This window comes from Pseudomonas sp. PAMC25584 (assembly GCF_058135675.1).
The window spans coordinates 2,927,807-2,950,845 of the sequence record NZ_CM176870.1; the positions used below are offsets into that span (position 1 = coordinate 2,927,807).

The following is a 23,039-nucleotide window of genomic DNA, read 5'->3' on the forward strand; positions in this document are numbered from 1 at the left end:
GCATGCCGGGTTCAACGCTGAAAAAAACCAGGGAGCGCCCCGACAGCTTGGCCGAACGGATCTATGCGCAGCTCAAGGCGGATATCTTCGACTTTCGCCTGCTGCCGGGGGACCGCTTCAGCGAAGGCGAAGTGGCCGAGCGCATGAACGTCAGCCGTACCCCGGTGCGTCAGGCGCTCTATCGTCTTGAGAAGGAAGGCTATCTGGAGGTGTACTTTCGCAGTGGCTGGCAGGTGAAACCGTTCGACTTCAGCTACTTCGAAGAGCTGTATGACGTGCGGATCATTCTGGAACTGGCGGCGGTCAGCCACTTATGCCGGATGGATGCGCCGAGCCATCCGCTGTTGCAAGGGTTGCAAGCGATCTGGCAGGTGGAGGAGGGCGAACGCCAGCAGGACACCCAGGTGGTGTCCGAGCTGGACGAGCGCTTTCACTGCGCCCTGGTAGAGGCCACCGGCAACCGCGAAATGGCGCGCATGCACTACGCCATTACGGAAAAAATCCGCATCATCCGTCGGCTCGACTTTACCCAGGCATCGCGGATCGCTGCGACCTACGAAGAGCACGGGCAGATACTCGACGCGATCCTGCAACGGTGCGGTGAGCAGGCGCAGCAGCTGCTCACGCGGCATATCGAACTGAGCAAGCAGCAGGTGCGCAAGATCACGTTGCACCGGTTGCAGGTGGCGCGGGGCACTCAGTCAGCCGGCTTCACAGCAACGCTTGCAGACGGCTGACGGTGGCGTCGCCGGCCCGCTGCATCGGCGCGCGCAATTCACTCCCGATCAATCCCTGCAGGGCCAACGCCGCCTTAACCGGTGCCGGGTTAGGCTCCATAAACAGCGTATTGATCAGCGCCAGCAACTGAAAAAACGTCTGCCGCGCCTCGCTCAACTGGTTATCCCGCACCTGCTGCCACAGCGCCACGAACTGCTCGGTGTGTACATGTGCCGACGCCGCGATCGCCCCACTGGCGCCAAGGCACAACGCGTTAAAGATCTGGATATCCTCGCCACACAGCACATCCACCGTACCACTGGCCAACAGCGCCAGGGTATTGCCCAGGTTGCCGCCACAGTCCTTGACCGCGACGATGCGCGGATGGGCGACGATGTTCAGCAGGGTGGCCTGTTCGAAGGTCGCGCCGGTGCGATAGGGAATGTCATAGAGAATGATCGGCACACTGGAGGCGTCGGCCACCGTGCGGAAGAACGCTTCAAGGCCGCTCTGGGACGGGCGGATATAGCTGGGCGCCGGCACCAACAGTCCGGCCACCGGGCGTTTGAGGATTTCGCCTTGGAACTGCAACAGCTCAATTTGGTTATATCCCGCAAGGCCCATCACCACGCGATGCGCTGGCACCCATTGCAACACCGCATCCAGCACGGCCAGTTGTTCCTGACGGCTCAACGCCGCAGCTTCGCCCGTGGTGGTGCAGACCATGATCCCGGCCACGTGCTGTTCCAGCAGATGCTCGACCAGCCGGCGCAAGCCGATAAAGTCGATGGCGCCGTCATGAAACGGCGTGACCACGGGAACCCAGATACCTTGAAACGCTGACATGCACTTTCTCCTGATGGTTGACCGATAAAGTCACCGTCAGAAGGGCAGAGGGAATTGTGCAAGGGCAGGGTGTCCGTCGCGCTCAATGTCCTGTCAGCTCATCTGACGGGACAGCGCGCCCCGGTCACATGAGCGACTGTTTCTTCGATTTGAGGGCGCGCGCAACGCAACCTTGCGCCTTGGCGATCAAGCCAATGACGGAAAGGTTAATGGAAGACGTTGCAAGCATGAGCTGACACACCCTGAATGAGGCGTCCATCTTTAGGGGATGTGAGTAAATGTGTCAAGCCCTGCGCAGGCACCCGTTCGCTTCGTCGCCCGGCGGAAACAGAGATGATCTGTTGCCTCATCTGAGATGCGACGCAAGCGGTCACCCCGCGCTCGCTGATCCAGCGCATTCGCCACTAAGCTGGCGCTCCTATTACGGCTTGGAAATCTTGTACTCGGCGAGCTTCGCCTTGTGCTCCTCCTGCAGGTACTTCTTGTTGACGATCTGCGAGAACTTCATGAAGTCGGCCTTGGCGTCGTCCCTGTCGCCCAAATGGTCATACGCGATCCCCCGCGCATAATAGGCCCAGGCATAGTCCGGCTGACGCTGGAGGCCGGTACTGAATGCTTCAGCGGCCTCTCGGTACTGACCCAGGTCTGTCAGCGCGAGGCCCAAATGATAGTAGGTCGGCATGTGGAAGCCGGAACCCTTCCCAGCTTCTCCCATCCCGTTGTCAAGGTTGTACTGCACGAGTTCAAGGGCTTTTTTCGGGTTGCCAGCGTCGCGATACATGGCGCTCAGGTCCAGGTTGGCGCGCGGATCAGGCTTGACCTCCAGTTGCATGGATTTTTCCTTGGCGGTCACGGCTTCGGGAAAGTGCTTGAGGTTGCTGTAGGCGTCGGCCTGCACCGCGTAAATCAAACTTTGCAGCGAGGCGGGCAGCGTATTTTTCTGCAGGCATAGATCACCTTCCTGCAGCACCAGAGGGTAGTTTTCGGCTCTGGACGCTTTGAACTGATTAGTGCAGTGGACAAGGTTGGCTTTTTGCGGGTTCTGCATCCCTGCGCAACCTGTGAGGATGACGGCGCAGACGATCAGTGCCGGCCAGCGAGTAGTCATGATAAGCATCCTTGTCAGTCGAGCAGATGAGCGTTGAGGTCAGGGCGATAGACCTGCAACAGCGGCGCGGTCACGGTGCCTTGTAGCGAACAGAACACGGTGGTGTGTCCCGCGAGCGGCGGTGTCGAGTCGCCCGTGTCGACGATCAGCACGCGGTCTACGAACCCAAACGGCGTGGCGACGCCAGGGCCGGTCAGTCCTTCGGTGCGCCATTGGCCGATAGGGTCCCCGATGCGGCGAATTTCGGCGCGGGTAATGGCTTTGCCCTGACTGACAAAGCGTGCGCTATCAACGATCAGCGGCTTGAGTTTTGCGGCCACCTCTTGCGGCGAGCCATCGGCAACAAAACCCCAGAACAAAAAATTGCCGAGGTTCTTGATGGTTTCGGCCTGATTGTAATAGCCGACCATACGCACACCGTTAACGATCAGGGGCGTTTCGAAGTGTTGGTAAGTGCCACCTTCCTGCAGCGGACTCATGATGCTCGGTGCCTTGACCGAGCCGTAGTCACTCAGGCGCAAGGTACCTGCAGGCAGGTGGGCATCGCGTAGGCTCTCGAAGAAATGCGCATCGCAACGAGAGAATTCAGTCAGCAGTTGTTCCGGCGTGGTAACCGTCTGGGCTTGGGCCGTGCACACGGCGCCGACGGCGAGCAAAGCAACGCCGGAAAAAAGAAAGCGGAACATTAAAATCATCCGTGAAATGGGAACAAAGGCTGTCGGCTGATGAGTCGGGAACTTTAGCAATACGGGCCTGTGGGAGAAGGCTGGCATCTCTTTTTGGTTGAAAGCGGGGGTGGGTAGAGCGTGAGCTCGTGGCCGATTTCTGCTTCTGACGAAGGGCTGCAATCGGCCCAGAGTGTGCAAAAACGTTTCGCCAAAATTGAAGTGTCCGCGTCTACGTTAAATCTGAAATTTATCGGCACGTCTGCAGATGTGGATTTCGCGTAGAAACGTGATTTCCAGTCCGGTTTTGAGCACCTGACGCGCTCAAAAACGTTTTTACACAGTCTCGGCCAAAAGCTGCCGCTCACCTGAGATAAATTTTGAACGTCCCAACGCCTGGAATGAGCCCCTCATAGCCGCAAAACAAAGCCCGTTAACATGCCTCTCAACGCGTCGCACATTGGCCTATCCGAAAAAAATCTTTAAGCGCCGCCTGATAGAGCGCCAATGGCTGATTGTCCGTATTGAATAGTGCAAACGGAATCATCGTGAGATGTGAAAACGACGTGGCGTTTATCGAGTAGGTTTTCTGCCTGCAAAAGCGCTGATCCTTATTCAATATAAAATCAAACTTGAAAAGGTTTGTCCGCGTACACCAACTGGGGATCAAACCCAGACTCAGGCCCGTCAAGTAATCTTGTCCGCAAGCGCCGCCAGATGAGAACTCCGAGATCTTTATTTCTAATGCCGGCAGGGTCGTGGCGGCAAGGCTGGAGCCTGTATCCTGTGCATCGGGAATAACTTTGAGTGTCGCTGCGTATGCGTCCTTGCCGAAGCGACTGTCTTTCCATGGGGAGTTTATTGCGTAACTGAAGCTGGAGATGATTTCTTTTGTTTCGGGCTCAGCGGGTTCGTTGATTGTCGGCTGGGACGAATAAGATGTGCAGCCGGAACAGAGTATCGCAATGCTGACAAACACAAACCCGTTGGCTATTAAGCGACGCATACTCAGTTTTCCCTAACTATCAATTAGCCGACATGCCTGTCACTTAATCCCGTATAACATCTTATCTACACGCCGGATTGCTGAATCAGAATAACAGGGCAGACTGTACGCGCGACACATCGGGAGAGAGAAAAGGCCGCCGCCATGCTTTCTTTGCCCCAATCCAATGCGAACCCGCGAACTTTGAAGGCAAACGCCTGCCCAAACCCCGTCATTACCAAGGTTGCGCCACTAACAGGGAGAAAATAATGAAGCAGGACGCCAGCAAGCGCTCATCAATTCATACCGGCTTGGGCACTGTCATCGCACGCCTGGGGCTGTTGCTCATCGTGCCGTTGGCTGTCGGGGGCTGCACCTTCAAGAAAACCGATGTCCAGAACCCGGCCGAGATGGCCAAGTACGACGCCGCCAGTACGGCGCGCATCCGCCTGGTCAGCGGGCAAGGGGCATACGCAGGTTTCGTATCCGGCCAAAGTTGCGAGCAGTATTTCAACGACACTTACAGAAAAGCGCTGGCCGCCCGCGAGCGGCCGCAAGGATGGAATCCTTCGCGTATCGTGCCCAGCGGTCAGAGCACGGATATCTTCGGCATGTGGCCTTCCGACTACCAGAACAATGTCATCGGCATGCCGGCATCCCCGGTCAGCGCGAAGATCGATGAGACGCGCAGGTACTTCGATGAACGTGTGGTCCCGGCCGGGCAGCCGCTGATCGTGTTTGTGGCGTTCGTCACGTCCGGGTCCAGTTGCTCTTCAGCGCCCGTGAGTTTCGTGCCACGCGCAGGCGCCGACTATGAAGTCCGGCAGGCATTCCAGTCGCAAACATTCCAGACAACGTGCCGCAATGAGGTGGTTGAGTTGAAAGCCGGCGAGGAAAAACCGATGTCCCCGAATTACTGCATCCAGGACTCGTCGGGCGATTATCACACCCGCAGCGTTACCCCTGTCAGCCAGGCCGGGCTATAGGATGGCTGCTGTTTGTGCAGCCACTTTCGCGCTGGCCCTTTTGCGCTGAAAAAAGGGCGTTATCAGCCAGCCTAGCTACGCCGAAGCGACGACTGGCGTGTGAGGGCTCCTAGAGAGGGACCTTGGAGAATGAGACAACGGAGCCCCCCAGCCCCATCAACAAATTCCGAAAATGGCACATAGCTAGCCTGTCCCGAATGTCTGTTTCTGGCCCAGAGTGTGTAAAAACGATTTTCGGCGATATAGGCATCTAAAAACGACCTGAAAATCGCGTCTCTATGCAAAATCTGTATCTGCTCACTTGCCGATAAATTTCAGATTTAACGTAAAAGCGCGCACTTCAATTTTGGCAAAGCGTTTTTACACAGCCTGGGCCGGTAGTAGCCTTTCATGAAGCGCTGCTATCGGCCGTTCTCTGCCGGTCGTGTCTCCACTAATCTTGCTGGTCAAAAATGGTGCACATGATTGGTTAAGTCGAACGCAAATGGGGGGGCATATGCAACGCTAATGGGTGGTCAGGTAGGGTGCAATTCCCCACTAGAGCGTGGGCAGCCGGTCCAACGCACAATTGCGCTCCATTTTCGGCTCATCGGCCGTGGGGACGCGCGCGCCCGAATCGACATTGAATATGTCAATGTAACAACCGCTCAGCGCGCCCGGGCTGTCGACAATTCCTCCTTTGATTATGTAACGTGCGCCCGGCGCAAATTCGCTGACAAACGCTATGTTGCACGAGCGATTGGCATTGGCCGCGCCGCGCATCACCAAGTGCAGCGGCTTGCCGGCTTCAATCGGAAAAAAACCCTCCGGCGTCGATACATTCTTATAAACGGAAACCAGCTGCCCTCCCGGCGCAGTCGCCACGGTTCTGCCGTATTTGCAGCCGATGGGAGGCGCCTCGACCAGAGACACGCTGTTTCGATGATTCTCCATCGACACCAATTCGCTGCGGATAAGCGCGTGAGGCGCCCCGGCAGGCACAAGGTATTTCGGCGCTGGGGCGCAGCCTGCAAGCAGCAGAATTGAACACAGGTAAAGAGGCTTCATAATTTCCATATTAATGTCGGTAGAGGGCGGCATTAACTAGCCTGATGAATCAGAATGGGTCAAGTAATAAGTGAGAAGAATAGGCGTCAAACCAAGTTTGAAATAAAGGTGAATCGCCCCTGGTTTATTAGATTGGCGGAATGGCCGATATCTGCCTGTGCTAACAGCTCTGGGTCGATTTCTGCCGGTCACAATAGCCCAGGGCGGGCAAGAAGCAGTCGTTCGTCTTTTCCTCAAGGGCCGGTGCTACGACCGCGGCCCTCTTGTCTTTCCTCCAAGCCCCGCGCTACCCTCGCCACTGCTAAACACCGTTCGCAAAAGGAATTGCTGCAAGGGTGTCTAACCGTTTTTACTTCCGCTCTCCTCGTAAACACTGCACGCCAGAGCGGCAGCGCACGTTCGCCCAAAAATGTTATGCACCCGTTGATGTCTATTTATCGTTAGGCATTTTTATCCGACCTACGCGGGATCCATGTGAAGAAAGCAAAAGCGATTACCAAAAAGAAATCATCCGGCCGGGGCTTTGAGATGTCCTCGTTTTGTGGGTGGGATGGAGAGATTTTAGTTCTGAACATACTTGGAACGCCGAGCGCTAAAAAGGATGCCATCGGCAAGGCGAAAGGAAGTCAACTCAAGATTAGCGTCACCGCCGCACCCGTAGCAGGCAGGGCGACTGACCACATGGTTAAGTTTCTCGCCCGAGAGTTTGACGTCTCGGTTTCTGACATCACGGTGGTGTTCGGTCGTTTTAATTTGAGCAAGCAAATGCGTATAAGGGCGCCCGGCAGCTTACCTGCCGTAGTGGCCAAGGCCCTGTCAGACGCAGAAAACACCTGACCATTGGCTACGGGCGCGATCAGCAAGCACTACGTTGGAACCGCTGGAGGCGGTCGACACCTGGGTCGGTCGGCTCCAGCCGCGAGACTTCCCTCGATTCGCCGAAAATTTCACCGGCGCGTTCAATTCGCTGAAGGCCTCCTGCAAGGCATTCGACTCAGCGCTGTCGGCCACCGCTCTCGACTTGGCCGGCAAAAAATACGGCTTCACCGTCGAGGCCGATGGCCGCCTGAAAGTGCTGGATTCGGCCAGCCGGCTCAGCAGCTCGGATACCCAGCGGCTGACGGATTTGCTCAATCAATCCCCTGTCCTGAAAGCCTACCGCAATGCCTCCATCGACACGGTGGACGCCGATTCGGTCTGGTCGGGCCTGGGCTATTACAGCCTGACCAACGAAAATTTCGCCAAGACCATTGATCTGGCGCCTCTACTCAGGGATTTCGACCCGTCGGATATCAAGGGGCCAAGGCCAATCAACTGGCCTACAAAGGCGAGCGGGCGACGTAAGAAACGGAAGTGGCGATGTATGAGCGGCGTGCAGCGCAGCGGTTCAGTACGCAGGGCTGATCCACTTTGCGTTGTAAGAAAAGATGGCGTGCAGGCGGCAGTAGATACGCAAAACCACTACATGGGCTTCTGGTCGATCAGGCTATGGAGTGCTGGTTTGCATCGCTACAAAAAAAGCCCCCCCACACCGGGCTAAAGTGTAGGGGCCTTTTGAACATAAGCGGTGTTATTCGCATTCCGCGTTCAACCTATCTGTCGTCAACGACCGTAATTGACCCATTGCTATCTTTCTAGGAAAAAAGCTGACAGTTAAAAACTGAGTGTCGGAAGCGTCCAGAAATCCGCGGCTATTCAGTGAATAGCACGCCGATGATCAGAGGAACTCTGTGCTGTTGATTTAAATGGACCTGCAGCCGCGACGCGCTATGTTTCGAGGACTTCTCGCGCCTGATGTTCAACTCGATTGCGCCCCCGTTTTTTTGCGCGATACAGAAGACTGTCGGCCTTTTCCACCAAATCAGTCGAGACAATTACGCCATCTTGATGGTTGGAAGCGACACCTGCGCTGATGGTGACAATGCCTGCTGTACTGCCTCGGTGTTCAATTTTAGCAGCCTCTATTGTTGACCGCACTTCCTCGGCGATCTTTAGTGCACCTGCCAGTTCCGTCTCTGGAAGCAGGATTACAAACTCTTCCCCACCATACCGGGCAGCGAGGTCGGCTGGACGATTTATATTTTTATTTAATAACTCTGCGATGTGCCTTAAGCATTCGTCGCCGAGAACATGGCCATAATGGTCATTGTACTGTTTAAACCAATCTATATCGATAACGATGAGCGCTACGCTATTTCCAGTGCGGCATGCTCTCGACCACTCGTGTGCGAATCTAACGTCGAAACACCTGCGGTTAGGCAACCCCGTGAGGCTATCTGTTTTAGCAATGTGCTCTAAATCACGATGTGCAAGACGCAGTTCTTCTTCGGCAACCAACAAACGTTGAATTTGTCGGTAAAAGAGAAAGCCTAGGCTGGTCAGCACCAAAATTATAAGCCCCACCATAACTGATGCGTGATAGACGTAAGTCCACCATGTTGCAAATACCGAATCTAACGATAATCCGGCTGCAGCCACGATCGGAAGGCCGCGTATGCGGCTGTATGCGTAGACGCGTTCTATCCCGTCCACGACGGACGTCAGGGTTGCTGTTCCCTCGTCGCTGTGTATTAAATATCGACTAAACAGCTCTCCCTTTGCGATATTAGTCGTCATTAGCGCGTCAATCATTGGTCGTCGTGCCAGCAAATTACCGTTATTCAGTGCAAGCAGTATCACTCCTTGTTTGTCTACGTCTAAACGCTCAAAGAAACTTTGAAAGTATGCGACGGGCAACGTCGCCAAAACCACGCCGCTGAAGCGGCCATCGGGGTATTGAGTGCGACGGCTGACAGGGATGATCATGTCGCCGGTAGTGCGGCTAAAAATCACCTCGCCTATATGGATGGCCGTGCCAGGATGGTTCCTGTGGTAGATAAAATAAGAACGATCGCTATTGTTTTTTGCGACTGTCTCTGAGGAGAACGAATTAACAACCCAGTCGCCATTCTCGTCGTAAATGAACAACCCTTGAATTCCGTCAGTTGCCTCAACGTTGTTGGCCATTACGTTGGATAAACGAACTCTCTGTTCGTTGCTAAGTTTGTCATTTTCAACGCGCTCTGCAAGGTTGCTGAGAATGCTTTCAGCCTGACGCAAGGTATCTTGAGCCTGCTGCTCGGAGGCCCGAACAATGTTGCGGACAGCAATTTTGGCATTCGTCAATCGTTCGTCCGCCGACTGCTTTAACTGCCAAGCAATTGCGGACACCAGCATGACACAGACCAAAAAGATGAATGCTACCAAGCCCACAGAAAGAGCTTTGGGTGTTAATCGACCCGACACGAGCGTTATGGTTTTCATTGAGCTCATCATAGCGTTGAAGTACTGAACCTTCCTGTGAATTTTCTACAATTCACCAGCTTCAGGTTGGGCGTATCCACAGCGATCAGAATACCGAGTCAATATGGGCTTAATAAGCACAACATTCACGTTATAAATCTACATAAGATCGGCGTTATGCAAATACTGTATGGCGCAGCCGGGGAGGGGACTAGGATCGGCGGCTGGATTAAATTCACCCTGCACACCCAGTGAAAGGCTCAACATTTCACACCAAAATAGAGCGCCAGTCCCATGAGGCCATTTTTTCGGAAGCGAAAAACCACAAACCCAAGACTTTCTCTCGGAAAATCATGGGTTTGCGTTTTAATGATTTGGCGGTGAAGAAGCGATTCGAACCCGCATCACTTTAGACGCAAACCGCATCCCATTCAGCGCCCACGCAAGGACTGCTTTTGGCGGATTTGTGCCTGTCGCCAGCGGCGGCGGCCGACCGAGGCTGTGTAAAAACGTTTTCGAACGCCACAGGCACTCAAAACCGGACTAAAAATCGCGCATCTGAGCGAAATCCACATCTGCTGACGTGCCGATAAATTTCAGATTTAACGTAGACGCGCGCACTTCAATTTTTACGAAGCGTTTTTACACACTCTGGGCCGAAAGCAGTCCGTCAGAATAATTCATAGTGCGCATCATCAGGATTACCCGCCGCCACCAAAACTCCTGACGCGCCAGCGCCCATATTCCCACCTTGGCCGTAACCGATTCGTCCTGCATCTGCGGGTCGGCCGCCACAGCTGAATCGCCAGATACAACAGATGCGCCGCCCCGACGATCTTGATCGCGTAGAACAACAACTCCGACGTTTGCAGCACTACCGCCAACGCGGCGGAGGGGTGGGCGATCATGCCGGAGAAGGCAAGCAGGCTGGGAAGGTCGAGGATAAAGGCGCTTGAGGGGGTAAGATAATCCGAGCCCTAAAGCTTGACCCATCGCCGTCGATAACCTCTATGAACCAATCAATCATGGACCGATGAAATGGTGCTTACCGTCAGCGCTACCTATATCCCGCCCGCCAATACCAGCCTTACGCCCTCTGCCCCGATACTCGTGGCCACGCCTCTGACGGATGTCGCGAAGGACGTCTTGGCCAGCGCCAGCCCTGCAGCCGTCTACCATCCCAGCAAAGACGTTGAATCTATGGAATCGCCGGAGGCTATCGATACCTGGGTCGGTCGGTCCGCATCGCGAGCGCTTCCTCGGTTCGTCGAGATCGCCAAAGGCGCGCAAAGCGCGCTGAAAGCCACGTTCAATACGTTCCAGTCAACGCTGGCAGCGACTTATCCGGATTTAGCCGGCAAGAAATATGGCTTTACGGTGGAGGCCGATGGCGCGCTGAAGGTGCTCAATCAGGCCGGCGAGCTCAGCAGTTCGCAGACTCAGCGGCTGACCCTGCTGCTGAATCAATCCAAGGATCTGAAAGCCGCCGCCATTACGTTCCGCGACGCATCTATCGACATGGTCGATGCCGATTCGCCGTGGTCCGGTAACTACATGGGCCGCTACAGCCTGACCCAGGAGAACTTCGCCGCCACGCTTGATTTGGTGCCATTGTTCAACAGCCCTGGCTCGGTGCCTGCCCAGGAGTACGTGGCCGGGCTGTTTTTTAGCCAGATGGAGTACAAAGGCGAACTGGCGACGCGCGAGACGGAAACCGCGATGCGTGAGCGCCGCGTTGCGCAGGGGCTTGCATCGCTCTACTAATGGGGCGTGTCCTCCTCTCTCAGCGCACGGATGAAGCCTGCGTTCGTGCGTCTTCTGCGCCAACCTGAAGATCGAAAACGGCTACCCGAGCCGGTAGCCGTGGGCGCCGCAACCGTCAGAAACTGTACTTCGCCGTCACGCCAAAGCTGCGCGGGTTGCCGTAGGTGTCGGTGGAGCCCCAGGTGGGGCTGGCGCCGATCGCCGAGTAGTAGGTGCGGTCGAAGATGTTGTTCGCGTTCACTTGCAGGTCCAGGTGCTTGTTCACTTGGTAACCGGCCATCAAATCCGCTACCGCATAGCTGCCTTGCTCCAGGCGATAGTAGCTGCCGTTGGTGAGGGCGATGTCGTTGTACATGCGGCTTTGCCAGTAGACGTTGCCACCGATGCGCAGTTTTTCCAGCGGGCCCTGGAAGCGGTAGGACGTGGTGAGTTTGAACAGGCGCTCCGGGGTATCGGTGTCGAAGCGCTGGTTGTCGTTGGCGGGGTTGCTGTCCTTGATGAAATGCGCGCGGGTGTAGGTGAAGCCGCCGCCGACTTGCCAGTTCTCGGTGAGGGCGCCTTGCAGTTCCAGGTCGATACCCTGGCTGCGCACCAGGCCGGCTGCGCCATAGCAGGTGAGCACCGGGCAACCGGCCTGGGTGGCGGCGGTGGTGGCGCGGTTTTTCTGGTCGACCTGGAACACCGCCAGACTGGCGTTGAGCGCGCCGTTGAAGTATTCGCCCTTGATGCCCACTTCGTAATTTTCGCCCACGATCGGCTCCAGCACCTTGCCTGAGAGGTCTTTTTCGCTTTGTGGGGTGAAGATGTCGGTGTAGCTGGCATAGACCGAGTGGTGCTCGTCGAGGTCGTAGATCACCCCGGCATAGCGCGTCAGGTTGCGCGTGACTTTGTAGTCGCCGTCTTGGCTTTGGCGGTCTTCATAGTCGTACCAGTCCAGGCGCGCACCGAGGATGACCTTGAGCGGGTCGGCCAGGTTCAGGCGTGTGGTCAGGTAGACGCCGTCCTGGGTGGTGAGGCTGTGGGTTTTGCCGTTGCGCTGGAAGTCGGGTTTGGCGCCGTTGAGCGGGTAATTGGTGTCGTAAGGGCTGTATTCCTTGGAGGTGGCGTCGTAAATGCGTTTGCTGGTGCCGACCACCACTTCGTGGGTGCGGCCGAAGGCCTCGACCGGGCCGCTGGCGAAGGTATCGAACGCGTATTGTTTGTTGTCCTGGTGCGATTGGTAGGCGGTGCGCGCCAGCTCTGTTTGGTAGCGCGACTGGTAACTGCCGGTGAACACGCCGTCCAATTGCGACGCGGAGCCGGAGACGTTGAGTTTCCAGCCATTGTCGAAGCGGTGCTCGACGTCGCCGAACACCGTGTTGATCGCAAGCTCCTTGTTTTCCCAGTCGCTGCCGGGGTTGGTGGAGCGGGGCAGGTTCAGGTGATGGCCGTCTGTGCCGATGGGCAGGCCGCCCCAGAAGAAGTTGGTCTGGTCTTCCTGTCGGGAGAAGCCGAGGGTGGCGGTGGTGTCTTCGCTCAGGTCGGCTTCGCTGATGGCGTAGAACAGGCCGTGGTCGCTGGTTTCGTTGTCGCGGAAGCTGTTGGCGTCGCGGTACGAGCCGACCACACGGCCGCGCAGGGTACCGCTGTCGTTCAAGGCGCTGGATGCATCGAGTTCCATGCGGTAGTCATCCCAACTGCCGGCGGCGCCGGTGATTGACACCTGCGGCGTAGCGGTTGGGCGCTTGCGCACAAAGTTGATCGCTGCCGACGGGTTGCCGGCGCCGGTGACCAGGCCGGTGGCGCCGCGAATCACTTCGACCCGGTCGAACATCGCCAGGTTGGGCTGCACGCTGTTGGCGTAGCCCGAGTAGGCGCTGGGCAGGCCGTCGAACATCATGTTGTCGATGTCGAAGCCGCGCGAGCTGTAGGTCTGACGGCCCGGGCCTTCAGCCTGGCTGAGGAACAGGCCGGGCGTGTTCTTGACCACATCGTTGACACTGGTCATGGCCTGGTCGTCCATGCGCTGGCGGGTGATCACGGTCACGGCCTGCGGGGTTTCGCGCATGGTCAACGGCAACTTGGTGGCCGTCGCCATGGCGCCGGTGGTGTAAGACTGTGTGCCTTCGGTGGTCTCGCCGAGTTGCTCGCCGCTGATCTCGGTGGCGCCCAGTTCAAGCGGTGCCGGTGCTTTTTCGGTGTCTGCCGCCAGCGTTGTCTGGGTGCCGCTGAGGCAGAGCGCCAATGCCAGTAGACTGGGTGAAAAACGCGTGCCGACAGGTTGTTGAACGAACATGAATCTGAGCCTCCCCGAGCGCCTTTTATGGCGAATGATAAGCGAATCGATAACTATTCGTATCAGTGTGGCAGATTGAATCCGGCCAAAAAAGGCTTTGGGGGGAATTACTTAACAAGATTTTCACATTTTACTGGGTGGCAGTTTGCCGCCAGCGCGCGAAATCATCCGAAGTTGCCGCTGTTGCGTGAGGCCGCAACCGCCAGCGGGCTGGCGGTCAAGCCGACGCTATTGCGTGGCGATACGGTGAAAAAAGGAGCCTTTAGAATGACTGCCGGTCAGTTAAGGGATAAAGCGGTAACCGGTAGCCCGTGGCGAGGGCGCTTGCTCCCGTTGGACTGCGTAGCAGTGCCCTCTGTTGGGGCCGCTTCGCGTCCCAGCGGGAGCAAGCGCCCTTGCCACAGTGACCGTGTTCTTCTTTATTAGCCGTCAGAACTCCATTCGCAGGCCCACCGTGCCTTGTCGGCTGTTGAGCCTCTGGCTATCCAGGTTGCGGTTATAGCCGACTTCGCTGTACAGGCTGACGCTCTTGGCCACCTCCAGCGTGGCACCCAGACTCAGGCCCAGGGAGGTGGACTTCTGTTCGGTGTCGATGTCCGTCACCCCGTTAAAGGTGACGGTGTTCTGCCCGGCGCCGGTATGCCAGAGATTGGCCCGCGCGTAGGGCTGCAACGGCAGGCCGCGCAGCTGATAGTCGCCGCGCAGACGTATGCCCAGGCGCGTGGTGACGCTGGTGTCGGCGTTGTAGGCAACGTCGGAGATGCCATCGTTCTGACTGTCTAGCTTGGTTTGGCTCACGAACAATTGAACCTGGGGCTCAGCCACCCAATCGGCCGTCATCTGGAACGGCCAGCCGACCTCGGCGGAAGCGGCGACGTTGTGCCCGCGAGTCTTCATCTTCACTCCTCGGTCCGATTCGTTGTTGCCATCGAAACGGGTGCCCATGAGCACCAGATCGAGATAGGCCTGGTTGGCGCCGATCAGCGTCCAGTACACGCCCAGGCTGTCACCGCGCAGGGTAGTGTTGCCGGCGGCCTTGTCCTGCCAGCCGCCGTTGAAACCCTTGACGTCGCCTTTCAAGCGGCTGTGGCCAACGAAGAAACCGGCCCGCTGCACTGCGCCGTTGTCGGGGGTGTTCGCATACACATCCGTACCGATCTGGAACGCGGACAGCGAACTGTTCAGCGTAGGGCTCACCGTGCCGGCGAAACTCTGGCGGCTGCTGTTGCCATAAATGCGCCCCCAACCGGCCGGGAAGGCGCCGGTCTGCTGTGGCTGGCTCTGATCGCCCATGCGTTCGTGATAGGTGCCCAGCATGGCCTGGACGATTTGTTGCGCAGCGGGAAACAGCGCCGCATAGATCACCGTTTCCGGGCGGTAGATCGGGATCGGCGTGATGCCCGGATTGGAGGGCAGTTCAGGCGTGCCTACCACAGGCTCGGGCAGCGGCGTCACCGGGCCTGGCAGTGGCGTCACCGGCACCGATGAGCGCAGGTAGTAGTTTTCACCCGAGCCTGCTTTGTCGCCGCCTTTGAACAGGTAGTAGTCGAAGGCGCCTGCGGAGACCCGGTTTGCCAGGGTGAAGTGAGTGCCGGCGCCGCTGGCGCCGTTGATTGTCCGGACGACCTGGATACCGTCCTGTACGGTTTCGGCACCCGGCCCTGCGAGATTGCTCACGCTGATGGGGGTGGTGCCGCTGATCGTGCCCGTGCTGACCACCAGCAAGTCACTGGGTGACCCGTCGCTGCCCAGTACACTTTGTAGCGCGAGCCCGCCGCCGTTGCCGTTGTAGTTGCCGTTTACCGTCAGGGTGTCGTTGGCGCTGGTACTGCCGGTGGTCATGTCGATCAGGCCGCCATTGTTCAAGGTGACTGATTGGCCGGCGGTGAAGGGGTTGAGTGAACCGGTGGTGACGGTCAATTTGCTGGACCCGTCGAGGGTCATGCTGCCGGTGCCGGTTTCGTTGTCGCCCAGTGTGAAAGCGCCGCCGAGTTTGAGGTCCGAGCCATTCACCAGCAGCACCTGCTCCCAGCCGGTGTAGCGCGACGGGACGTCGGTCTGCGTGTGGTCGAACGTGAGTGTGTCGTTGCCCAGGCCGCCATCCACCAGCGGGTTGGAGGACAGCAGCGTTTCGTTGAGGTTTGTCAGCAGGGCGGTGTCGTTGCCGGCACCCATGACGATCAAACCGTTGATCTTGCCGCCATCGTGCCAGATCAACTGGTCGTCACCGAAGCTGGCGAGGATCTGCCCGTTGACCACTCCGCCGCTGACTTCAATCACATCATTGCCACCGCTGGTGCTGATGTTGCCGCCGATGTAACTGGTGCCCGAGACCAGAATATGGTCTTTGCCGAACCCGGTGACCAGGTTGCCCAGGATGGTGCCGCCTTGCATGTCGAACACATTGTCATCGAGCTTCATGTCGACCCGGCCGATGGTGCCTCCCGTCATCGTGGCGTGGTCGCCATCTTCAAAGGCTCCCTTGATGGTACCGCCGCTCATGTTGAAGGTGTCCAGGCCATCGCCTTGGGCCAGGGACGCGATGGTGCCGCCGCTCATGGCAAAACTGTCGATGCCAGCGCCTTGGCTGATCGCACCCGCCTGCCCGCCGGTTATCTGCACCACATCCGCGCCGGCGCCTTGGGTGACCGAGCCGGTAACGGTGCCCTGGTTCAGCCGGAAAATATTCGCGCCGTCGCCTTGGTTCAGTGAACCGTTGAGCGCTGCCGTCGGCCCATTCACGTCCACCAGGTCGTTACCCGCCCCGAAGGTGACATTGCCGTTGATCGCGCCGCTGCCGCTGATATTCAGGGTGTTGTTGCCGCCGGTGTCGGTAAAGCCCGGCGCCGAGGCACTGTCGCACGTGGAGATGTCGTCGCCGGCGGTGTTGTTGACCGTGCATGCGCCATACGAGGCGAGTGGCCATGCCATCACGGCAATGATTGAGCTGATACCCAGGCACAACAGGGAAGATATCGATGTGCGCATGACCCGTCCTCGTTCGAAGCAAGCATCGCCCGGCACCTGGGCAAGCAGGCGCGGTTCGGACCATGGCAACAACGAACGCGATACGGATCAGGGACTGCCGGTTACCCCATTCTGAAAACATCGGCCAATGCAAAGGGTTGGCATGGCTTTCTCGATTGCACCTTAGTCGCACATCCAAGGCGCCGCTACTGTCAGAAATAACAGGTGTAGACGAGTTTGGACCTAGACAAACACTATCTCATAAGGCTCGCGCATCCGCTCCAGCAGCCCCTGGGCGAGCATCGGCGCGAGCCCGATCTCTGGGTCTCCGGCCAGTTGGCTGGCATAGGCATGGGCCGCGTGCAGTTTGCGCGCTACGCCCCAGGTATCGAGGCGTACCTTGCGTGCTCGCTGCCAGGGGATCATCGAACCTTCCCGTGCCGTCCAATGCCAGGCCCAGATCGGCAGCTCATACAGACGCGCTCCGGTCAGGCTGCACGCCTTTGCGCTGGCACGGCCGACGGCGTCGTGGTCATCGTTGCCGTCGTTGCGCCAGGTGGTGAAGACCACATCGCCGGGCTGCAGGTAGCGCGCAATGAGTTGGCTCACGGGGTGTTCACTGGCGGCCAGTGCGTCATCGCGAAACCCGCCGCGAATCCACTTCAGGCTGTGCAGTGGCATGCCCAACCGGCGCAGCGCTTCGACGCTTTCCTGCGGCCGCACCACGCTCAAGCGGCTCGCCGGCCAGACATTCGAGCCGGGATGGCTGGCGCTGCCGTCGGTGATGGAGATCAATAGGATCGGGTGTTCAAGGGTGCTGAGCCGTTGCAGCAAACCGCCACAGGCCAACACTTCATCGCCCGGGTGGGGCGCGATGATGACCACCCGCGCGCCCGCGGGAACCAGCGAGTGGGGAGAAATAGCGGGAATTTGTGCCAACTGTGGGGCACTGTTCCAGATTTGCGCTGGGCCGCGGCGGCCTTCGCTCAGGGAGGCGGGCTTCATGGGAGTCACGTCCTTGTCAGTTGATGCTGGGTCGTGGCCCGTTGACGGGACGACGCTTTTTTATTGGCCGCAGGCTGCGCTGCAGTGTTCACTCGGCATTCCATCCCTGGATTGCCAGCAAGGCGTCATCAGCATAGTCAAGGATTCGCCGCTTTCACATCCTGTAACTACGATTTTTTAAGGGACCTGCATCAGACTCTTCAGGTAATCGCCAAAGCCACCTTCGGCGCGGCAGTCCAGGCGGGCGCTCGTGATCACTTGCGGGGTATGGCTCCAGGCGATGGAGGCGCCGCTGCGCTCCAGGTTTCGTACCAGTTGTACATCTTCATGGCAGGGCAGCGGTTCGAAACCACCCGCCTGCACATAGGCGCCCGCACTGATACCCAAGTTGGCGCCGTGGATATGCCGATGCCCCTCCCGCGCCTGGTATGCCTGGTGGTAGCGAATCTGCGCCGCGGGGTCGAAGTCTTCGCTCCAGGTGTCGACAGTCACCGTTCCGCACACAGCATCAACGCCCAATGCCAACTGCGCCACCAGCCAGTCGGGGGCGACTCGGCTGTCGGCGTCGGTGCATGAAATCCAGCGCACCGCCTGATTCAACAAGTGCCGCGCGCCGACCCCGCGCGCATGGCCGACGTTGCGCGCCTGCACGTGCAGGCTATGTACCGGATACGCTCGGGCAATCTTCGCACTGCCATCGGTGCAACTGTCGAGCACCACCAGGATCTGCACTTTTTCTCCCTGCAACCCCGGATGGCTGGCGGCAATCATTGCCGCATCGAGGCACTCGGCCAACAGGGCTTCTTCGTTATGTACCGGGATCAGAATGCCGATCATCGCAGGCCCTCATGGGTGGCGACCGAGCCATGATTGCGGCTCCATAGGTCGAGCAGAACATCACAGTCGTGGTAACGGGCCACATTTTCCATACCCAGCCGTTGCTGGAGCAGCGCATGCACCTGATCGGCGGTTTGCGGGCAACCGTCGATGGGGGCGCGCCAGTGGCAAGCGAGCAGTTGACCGTCGTCGGTCAGTGAGGCGAGGGCGCGATCAATCAGGCTGCCGAGGTCGTCGGCGTCGAGGTAGTAACACAGTTCACTGAGCACGATCAGGTCGAACCGGCCGGTAGGCCATTGTTCGGGCAGCCGGCTGTGCTGCACCTGGGCATGGGCAAATCCGAGCAAGCGCATCTTGGCCAGCGCGACCGCTGCGGACGCGGTGTCGCAGCACAGCAGGCGATCACAACGCGGTGCCAGCTCGGCGCTCAGTTCGCCATTGGCGCAGCCGGGCTCAAAAATTGAAGCGTAACGTGGGCGAGTCAACAGGGCCAAAGTCAGCGCGCGCTTGCGCCGCTCGTACCAGCGTTGACGAAAGGCCCACGGGTCTTCGTTGTCGGCAAACAACTGATCAAAATACGGTGTCGCGACGCTCATACAAACACCACTTCAAAAGGCTGTAACAAGCGTTCGACCACATACGGTGCCAGCACCGGCGGTAAGCCGATCTGCGGGTCGCCCTCCAACTGGCTGGCGAACGCGTGGATGGCATGGCGCTTGCGCGCGACAACTTCGCAACTCAGCGGGAGTTTGCGCGCACGATGCCACGGCACCTGGCTGTCTTCCGGGGTTGCCCAGTGCCAGGTCCATACCGGCAATTCATACAAGGTCGCGCCCACCGCCTGTGCGGCTTTGGCGCTGGCGCGGCCGACGGCTTCATGGTCGCAGTGGCCGTCTTCGCGCCAGGTGGTGAACACCACGTCGCTGGGTTTGAGGTAGCGCAGAATAAATGCGGCCAACGGCTCTTCGCGGGCGGCGACCTGGCTGTCGGCAAACCCTGCGCGCAGCCATTTCAAGCGGTGCAACGGCAAGCCGAGGCGGTGCAAGGCCTGCGCCGACTCCTGCGGGCGAACCACACTCAGCCGTTCAACCGGCCAGCGTTGGGAGCCGGGGTGGCTGGCACTGCCATCGGTGACGGAGATCAGCTGGATCGCCCGGCCCAACGCGGCCAACCCTTGCAACAGGCCGCCGCAGCCCAGCACTTCGTCATCCGGGTGCGGTGCGATGATCACCGCGCGATGGCCTTCAGGCACCAGCTCTTCGACGCTGACCAGCGCCAGTTCGGCCATGTGGGACGAGGCCTGCCACTGATGCAGTGGCGTGCCCTGGCCCACGATCGGATTGGCTTTCATAACTGCCACCTCCCTGCGGGCTCGCCGGCGACCTGTTCGCCGAGGGCGGCCAGGTCGCGCTCGGCATGGCTTTGACGCATATACACCGGCAGATCCGCCATCAGTTGGGCAAAGTGCGGGTCTTTGCAAAAAGGCCCCGCGCCGGCTGCGCGACCGACATGGCGCATGACCTGTTCAACTGTGTCTTCGAGGGACGCACGTACCTGTTGGGCCAACTGCCTGGCATCGGCAAGTGGGGTGCGGTCGATCTGCCGCGCACTGGCGCGCAGCACACAGGCGGCACTGTTCAAGGCGCTGTCGACCGCGCCGAGGTGCGCCAGGGCATGTGGCTCGGGACGCCTGTTGCACTGCTCGCGCAGCACTTCAGCCAGGCGTTGTGCAGCGCCATACCAGCACGCCGCAATACCGACGCCGCCATGCCAGAAACCGGGGCGGGCGAGGTAGTCGCCGGGCCCACCGACGGCAATCGCGGTGGCCCCCGCGAACAGAATGTCGACGCTGCCGGTGGCCGCCATGCCCACGGCATGCCAGCCCTCATCGGTCACGGTGATGCCGGGCTGGCCCATGTCCACCGCGACCAATTGTTGGCGATCCTCCTCGTCCCAGGCGGTCAGCAACCCATGGCTGACCACCGCCGCACCGGAGCACCAGGCTTTACGCCCCTCCAGCAGCAGGCGGTGGCCATTGCGCCGCGCCCGCACCCTGGCCGTCGGCGGTTCGGCTGCCCACATGCCCCAGATGCTGCCCTCCGGCGGCAACGGGCTACGCAGCTGCGCAATGACTGCCAAGGCATCGGTGTGGCCTTCGAACAACTTGCACAGTCGCAGGTCGTGTCCGGCCACCTGGGCCAGGCGACTGAACCGCTCAAGGGTCTGGCCACTGCCGGGTAAGGGCAATTGGTCCAGGCCTGCTGCCTGCAACGCCTTCAGGGTCTCGCCCAGAGCCTGCGTGTCCGCATAACCCCGGTAGCCTTGTAGGAGGGCATGCAACGCCATGTCACACCTCGTCTTCGTGCTGCAGTTCAAACAGCAGCAGCGAGCGCCCGGTGACGGCGTATTCATGGTGGAAATCAAAGCGCTCCTGACCGCGTACCGCCGTGTCATTGGTGTCGAGCATGCAGGTCCAGAACTGGCCTTCCGGAACGGGGGGCAGGCTGAAATTGACCTGGTCGTGATGGGCGTTGACCACCAGCAGCAGGGTCGCATCGCCACCCGGACGGCGAATTCCAGTCTCCTGGGCACGGCCATCCATCAGCATGCCCAGGCAGCGGCCGTGGCTGTCTTCCCATTGTTCGGTGCTCATCTCGTTGCCATCCGGCGCGAGCCAGGTGACGTCCTTCACACCGATCTCTTCGTTGTAGTCGCCCACCAGGAAGCGGCCGCGACGCAGGATCGGGTAAGCCATGCGCAGTTTGATCAAGCGTTTCACAAACTTGAGCAGCGCCTTGCCGTCATCGTCCAGTTCCCAGTTGACCCAGCCGATCTCGCTGTCCTGGCAATAGGCGTTGTTGTTGCCGTGCTGGGTACGCGCGAACTCATCCCCGGCCACCAGCATCGGCGTGCCCTGGGCGAGCAGCAGGGTGGCGAAGAAATTGCGCATCTGGCGCAGGCGCAGGGCGTTGATTTGTGGGTCGTCGGTGGGGCCTTCGACGCCATGGTTCCACGACAGGTTGTTGTTGCTACCGTCCTGGTTGTTTTCGTCGTTGGCTTCGTTGTGCTTGTCGTTGTACGACACCAGGTCATGCAGGGTGAAACCGTCGTGGGCGGTGATGAAATTCACCGAGCTGTAAGGCCTGCGGCCACGGTGGTTGAACATTTCGCCCGACGCGGTCATGCGTCCAGCGAAGTCCGCCAGTTGGCCGTCATCGCCTTTCCAGAAGGCGCGCACGGTGTCGCGGAAGCGGTCGTTCCATTCCACCCAGCCCGGCGGGAAATTGCCCACCTGATAGCCGCCGGGGCCGCAGTCCCAGGGTTCGGCGATGAGTTTCAACTGGCGCAGTACCGGGTCTTGACGGCAGGCGACGAGGAAACTGTGACGCTCGTCGAAACCGTCACGATAACGGCCGAGGATGGTCGCCAGGTCGAAGCGGAACCCGTCGACATGCATCTCGGTGGCCCAGTAACGCAGGGAGTCCGTGACCATCTGCAGCACGCATGGGTGGCTCAGGTCCAGGGTGTTGCCGGTGCCGGAGTCGTTGATATAGAAACGCTTGTCGTCCGGCATCAGGCGGTAGTAGGAGGCGTTGTCGATGCCGCGCATCGACAGGGTCGGGCCGCGCTCGTTGCCTTCGGCGGTGTGGTTGTAGACCACGTCGAGGATCACTTCCAGCTTGGCTTCGTGCAGGTGCGCGACCATCTCCTTGAACTCGGCGATCTTGCCGCTGGCCAGGTAGCGCGGGTCCGGCGCGAAGAAAGCGATGCTGTTGTAGCCCCAGTAGTTGGTCATGTCTTTTTCCAGCAAATGCTGGTCGTTGACAAAGGCATGCACCGGCAACAGTTCGACGGAAGAAATACCCAACTGACGGATGTGCTTGAGCACATCGTCTTCCATCAGCCCGGCGCAGGTGCCGCGCACGGCTTCGCCGACGCTGGGGTGACGCATGCTGATGCCGCGCAGGTGGGTTTCATAAATGATCGTGCGGTCCCACGGCACGCGCACCGGTTGGTCGTTGCCCCAGGTGTGCGCCGGGTCGATGACCTTGCACTTGGGCACGAAGGGCGCGCTGTCGCGTTCGTCGAAACTGAGGTCGTCGTCGGGGTGGCCGATGGTGTAGCCAAACAGCGCTTCGGACCATTTAAGTTCGCCCACCAGCTGTTTGGCGTAGGGGTCGATCAGCAATTTGTGGTGGTTGAAACGGTGGCCGTTGGCCGGGTCATACGCGCCGTACACACGGTAGCCGTAAATCAGCCCAGGGTGGGCGTCGGGCAGGTAGCCGTGGAAGATCTCATCGGTGTATTCGGGAAGTTCGATACGTTCCAGCTCGACAACGCCGGCGTCGTCGAACAGGCACAGCTCGACTTTGGTGGCGTTCGCCGAGAACAGCGCAAAGTTGACACCCAGGCCGTCCCAGGTCGCACCCAGGGGGAAGGGCAAACCTTCGCGAATCCGCGACGGCTCGGGGGCCGGCGTCGCTGGGTTTTTATCGGCTTTGCTCATTGTGTTGCTCCTGCACAGGTCTTTTTTTGGGCCAAAAGCGGCCCCGCT

The 23,039-nt window shown here is 59.1% G+C and carries 19 protein-coding genes and 1 pseudogene; 5 read left to right on the forward strand and 15 right to left on the reverse strand.

Going from position 1 to position 23,039, the window contains the following annotated elements:
• The first annotated feature begins 2 nt into the window (after nucleotides 1-2).
• Nucleotides 3-737 carry a GntR family transcriptional regulator gene (locus ACS5Q8_RS13410; RefSeq protein WP_426101661.1) on the forward strand — a complete coding sequence of 245 codons (735 nt, stop codon included), beginning with the start codon at nucleotides 3-5 and terminating at the stop codon, nucleotides 735-737.
• Here ACS5Q8_RS13410 and dapA read toward each other — a convergent pair.
• The 4 genes from dapA to ACS5Q8_RS13430 form a co-directional block, all read right to left on the reverse strand.
• A complete protein-coding gene (dapA, locus tag ACS5Q8_RS13415; RefSeq protein ID WP_426101659.1) occupies nucleotides 712-1,563 on the reverse strand; it encodes a 4-hydroxy-tetrahydrodipicolinate synthase in 852 nt (283 codons plus the stop codon). The two genes, ACS5Q8_RS13410 and dapA, sit on opposite strands and share 26 nt — an antisense overlap.
• 421 nt (nucleotides 1,564-1,984) lie before the next feature.
• On the reverse strand, nucleotides 1,985-2,671 hold the full coding sequence (locus ACS5Q8_RS13420) for a tetratricopeptide repeat protein (protein ID WP_465160299.1): 687 nt from the start codon (nucleotides 2,669-2,671) through the stop codon (nucleotides 1,985-1,987).
• Nucleotides 2,672-2,685: 14 nt separating this feature from the next.
• Nucleotides 2,686-3,357, reverse strand: a complete 672-nt coding sequence (locus tag ACS5Q8_RS13425; protein WP_443694539.1) for a hypothetical protein — start codon at nucleotides 3,355-3,357, stop codon at nucleotides 2,686-2,688.
• Between the two features lie 424 nt (nucleotides 3,358-3,781).
• Nucleotides 3,782-4,342, reverse strand: a complete 561-nt coding sequence (locus ACS5Q8_RS13430) for a hypothetical protein (RefSeq protein WP_426101643.1) — start codon at nucleotides 4,340-4,342, stop codon at nucleotides 3,782-3,784.
• A gap of 248 nt (nucleotides 4,343-4,590) precedes the next feature.
• Here ACS5Q8_RS13430 and ACS5Q8_RS13435 point away from each other — a divergent pair, with 248 nt between their 5' ends.
• Entirely contained in the window at nucleotides 4,591-5,307 is a 717-nt protein-coding gene (locus ACS5Q8_RS13435) for a hypothetical protein (RefSeq protein WP_465160300.1), read from the forward strand.
• A gap of 537 nt (nucleotides 5,308-5,844) precedes the next feature.
• Here the strand turns inward: ACS5Q8_RS13435 and ACS5Q8_RS13440 are convergent.
• Nucleotides 5,845-6,363, reverse strand: a complete 519-nt coding sequence (locus ACS5Q8_RS13440; RefSeq protein WP_247404017.1) for a hypothetical protein — start codon at nucleotides 6,361-6,363, stop codon at nucleotides 5,845-5,847.
• Between the two features lie 465 nt (nucleotides 6,364-6,828).
• Between ACS5Q8_RS13440 and ACS5Q8_RS13445 the strand changes: the two genes are divergently transcribed.
• Nucleotides 6,829-7,191: a DUF167 domain-containing protein gene (locus ACS5Q8_RS13445; RefSeq protein ID WP_247404021.1), complete on the forward strand. Its 363-nt coding sequence runs from the start codon at nucleotides 6,829-6,831 to the stop codon at nucleotides 7,189-7,191.
• Between the two features lie 34 nt (nucleotides 7,192-7,225).
• A complete protein-coding gene (locus tag ACS5Q8_RS13450) occupies nucleotides 7,226-7,894 on the forward strand; it encodes a hypothetical protein (protein WP_465160301.1) in 669 nt (222 codons plus the stop codon).
• Between the two features lie 227 nt (nucleotides 7,895-8,121).
• On the opposite strand, the gene ACS5Q8_RS13455 is transcribed toward ACS5Q8_RS13450, so the two are convergent.
• Nucleotides 8,122-9,657, reverse strand: a complete 1,536-nt coding sequence (locus ACS5Q8_RS13455) for a sensor domain-containing diguanylate cyclase (RefSeq protein WP_465160302.1) — start codon at nucleotides 9,655-9,657, stop codon at nucleotides 8,122-8,124.
• 676 nt (nucleotides 9,658-10,333) lie between these two features.
• A pseudogene (locus ACS5Q8_RS13460) lies at nucleotides 10,334-10,571 on the reverse strand (LysE family translocator); the annotation flags it as partial.
• A 103-nt stretch (nucleotides 10,572-10,674) separates the two neighbouring features.
• Here ACS5Q8_RS13460 and ACS5Q8_RS13465 point away from each other — a divergent pair.
• Nucleotides 10,675-11,400: a hypothetical protein gene (locus tag ACS5Q8_RS13465; protein WP_465160303.1), complete on the forward strand. Its 726-nt coding sequence runs from the start codon at nucleotides 10,675-10,677 to the stop codon at nucleotides 11,398-11,400.
• 115 nt (nucleotides 11,401-11,515) lie between these two features.
• Here the strand turns inward: ACS5Q8_RS13465 and ACS5Q8_RS13470 are convergent, their stop codons facing one another.
• The 8 genes from ACS5Q8_RS13470 to glgX all read right to left on the reverse strand — a co-directional run bounded on the left by ACS5Q8_RS13470 (nucleotide 11,516) and on the right by glgX (nucleotide 22,991).
• On the reverse strand, nucleotides 11,516-13,675 hold the full coding sequence (locus ACS5Q8_RS13470) for a TonB-dependent siderophore receptor (protein ID WP_465160304.1): 2,160 nt from the start codon (nucleotides 13,673-13,675) through the stop codon (nucleotides 11,516-11,518).
• Nucleotides 13,676-14,104: 429 nt separating this feature from the next.
• The gene (locus tag ACS5Q8_RS13475; protein WP_443699386.1) at nucleotides 14,105-16,663 is read right to left on the reverse strand and encodes an autotransporter family protein; all 2,559 of its coding nucleotides are present in this window, start codon (nucleotides 16,661-16,663) and stop codon (nucleotides 14,105-14,107) included.
• Nucleotides 16,664-16,885: 222 nt separating this feature from the next.
• Complete coding sequence (locus ACS5Q8_RS13480; RefSeq protein ID WP_276192817.1) at nucleotides 16,886-17,647, reverse strand: PIG-L deacetylase family protein; 762 nt, start codon at nucleotides 17,645-17,647, stop codon at nucleotides 16,886-16,888.
• A 177-nt stretch (nucleotides 17,648-17,824) separates the two neighbouring features.
• The gene (locus ACS5Q8_RS13485) at nucleotides 17,825-18,484 is read right to left on the reverse strand and encodes a glycosyltransferase family 2 protein (RefSeq protein WP_443697950.1); all 660 of its coding nucleotides are present in this window, start codon (nucleotides 18,482-18,484) and stop codon (nucleotides 17,825-17,827) included.
• A complete protein-coding gene (locus ACS5Q8_RS13490; protein ID WP_465160305.1) occupies nucleotides 18,481-19,080 on the reverse strand; it encodes an SAM-dependent methyltransferase in 600 nt (199 codons plus the stop codon). The genes ACS5Q8_RS13485 and ACS5Q8_RS13490 overlap by 4 nt, the downstream gene beginning before the upstream one ends.
• Nucleotides 19,077-19,835, reverse strand: a complete 759-nt coding sequence (locus ACS5Q8_RS13495; RefSeq protein WP_465160306.1) for a PIG-L deacetylase family protein — start codon at nucleotides 19,833-19,835, stop codon at nucleotides 19,077-19,079. Before ACS5Q8_RS13495 ends, ACS5Q8_RS13490 begins: the two co-directional genes overlap by 4 nt.
• Nucleotides 19,832-20,830, reverse strand: coding sequence for an acyl-CoA dehydrogenase family protein (locus tag ACS5Q8_RS13500; RefSeq protein WP_276192821.1), 999 nt, complete (start codon nucleotides 20,828-20,830; stop codon nucleotides 19,832-19,834). Before ACS5Q8_RS13500 ends, ACS5Q8_RS13495 begins: the two co-directional genes overlap by 4 nt.
• Nucleotide 20,831: 1 nt before the next feature.
• A complete protein-coding gene (gene glgX / locus ACS5Q8_RS13505; RefSeq protein ID WP_276192822.1) occupies nucleotides 20,832-22,991 on the reverse strand; it encodes a glycogen debranching protein GlgX in 2,160 nt (719 codons plus the stop codon).
• Nucleotides 22,992-23,039: the final 48 nt, after the last annotated feature.

Coding starts and splice junctions, on each gene's coding strand:
- ACS5Q8_RS13410 (WP_426101661.1), top strand. CDS start 3: ATGCCGGGTTCAACGCTGAAAAAAACCAGGGAGCGCCCCGACAGCTTG.
- ACS5Q8_RS13455 (WP_465160302.1), bottom strand. CDS start 9,657: ATGAAAACCATAACGCTCGTGTCGGGTCGATTAACACCCAAAGCTCTT.
- ACS5Q8_RS13485 (WP_443697950.1), bottom strand. CDS start 18,484: ATGATCGGCATTCTGATCCCGGTACATAACGAAGAAGCCCTGTTGGCC.
- ACS5Q8_RS13420 (WP_465160299.1), bottom strand. CDS start 2,671: ATGACTACTCGCTGGCCGGCACTGATCGTCTGCGCCGTCATCCTCACA.
- ACS5Q8_RS13430 (WP_426101643.1), bottom strand. CDS start 4,342: ATGCGTCGCTTAATAGCCAACGGGTTTGTGTTTGTCAGCATTGCGATA.
- ACS5Q8_RS13495 (WP_465160306.1), bottom strand. CDS start 19,835: ATGAAAGCCAATCCGATCGTGGGCCAGGGCACGCCACTGCATCAGTGG.
- ACS5Q8_RS13425 (WP_443694539.1), bottom strand. CDS start 3,357: ATGTTCCGCTTTCTTTTTTCCGGCGTTGCTTTGCTCGCCGTCGGCGCC.
- ACS5Q8_RS13500 (WP_276192821.1), bottom strand. CDS start 20,830: ATGGCGTTGCATGCCCTCCTACAAGGCTACCGGGGTTATGCGGACACG.
- ACS5Q8_RS13465 (WP_465160303.1), top strand. CDS start 10,675: ATGGTGCTTACCGTCAGCGCTACCTATATCCCGCCCGCCAATACCAGC.
- ACS5Q8_RS13480 (WP_276192817.1), bottom strand. CDS start 17,647: ATGAAGCCCGCCTCCCTGAGCGAAGGCCGCCGCGGCCCAGCGCAAATC.
- ACS5Q8_RS13435 (WP_465160300.1), top strand. CDS start 4,591: ATGAAGCAGGACGCCAGCAAGCGCTCATCAATTCATACCGGCTTGGGC.
- ACS5Q8_RS13470 (WP_465160304.1), bottom strand. CDS start 13,675: ATGTTCGTTCAACAACCTGTCGGCACGCGTTTTTCACCCAGTCTACTG.
- ACS5Q8_RS13490 (WP_465160305.1), bottom strand. CDS start 19,080: ATGAGCGTCGCGACACCGTATTTTGATCAGTTGTTTGCCGACAACGAA.
- glgX (WP_276192822.1), bottom strand. CDS start 22,991: ATGAGCAAAGCCGATAAAAACCCAGCGACGCCGGCCCCCGAGCCGTCG.
- ACS5Q8_RS13475 (WP_443699386.1), bottom strand. CDS start 16,663: ATGCGCACATCGATATCTTCCCTGTTGTGCCTGGGTATCAGCTCAATC.
- ACS5Q8_RS13440 (WP_247404017.1), bottom strand. CDS start 6,363: ATGGAAATTATGAAGCCTCTTTACCTGTGTTCAATTCTGCTGCTTGCA.
- dapA (WP_426101659.1), bottom strand. CDS start 1,563: ATGTCAGCGTTTCAAGGTATCTGGGTTCCCGTGGTCACGCCGTTTCAT.